The sequence below is a fragment of the Campylobacter sp. W0014 genome (assembly GCF_020135975.1).
Lineage (GTDB): Bacteria > Campylobacterota > Campylobacteria > Campylobacterales > Campylobacteraceae > Campylobacter_D.
The window spans coordinates 1-635 of sequence record NZ_JACHTR010000091.1 but is presented as its reverse complement, the minus strand read 5'-3'; the positions used below and the strand labels follow the sequence as shown (position 1 = coordinate 635).

Sequence of the window (635 nt, the reverse complement as noted above, 5' to 3'; positions counted from 1 at the left end):
TTTGTATGATTTTATCTAAAAATATAGGTTGAGGGAGCATTAAAACTCCTTAAGATCTAGGCTTTCAAGTTCTTTTAGACTCATTGCTCTAATTAAAATTCTTTCTTCTGATTGTATTAAAGAAAAATCTTGTAGTTTTTCTAGTGCTTCTTTATATTCTAAATATCCTAAAGGTTTATCTTCGCTAATGCTAAAAAAGCTTAATCTCCATTTGGCTTCTTCGTCTTCATCATCTAATTCAAAATTTTCCCAAGGTTCTTTAAAGAGAATAGTATCAGTATCTTCACTAAAGGTGAAATTTATTATTAACCCATCTGGTGTGTCATAAAGTTTAGGCATAGCTTCATAAGCTTCTTCCCAACGCCTTTGTAAAAGTTTTAAATCTTCCATGAGTTCTCCTTTAATGTCAAATAAAATTATAGCTAATTTTTCCCTAACAATAAAAAATTTGAAACATTCTTTATCATACACCAAAACCTCACAAAAACTAAATCCTAATAAATTGTATTCTTTCTAAATTCACTAGATACAAAAACAGCTATTTTATTATCTTTTATTCTAAAGATATGACTTTTAGGATCAAGTTTAAATTTTTAAAGGCTATTTTTTAATATTAAATATAAATAAGAAACTCC

1 protein-coding gene is annotated in these 635 nt (G+C 26.8%); it reads right to left on the bottom strand.

Features of this window, described 5'->3' with window-relative positions; translation table 11 throughout:
* Nucleotides 1-39: 39 nt before the first annotated feature.
* On the bottom strand, nucleotides 40-390 hold the full coding sequence (locus H2277_RS09095) for a hypothetical protein (protein ID WP_337201976.1): 351 nt from the start codon (nucleotides 388-390) through the stop codon (nucleotides 40-42).
* Nucleotides 391-635: the final 245 nt, after the last annotated feature.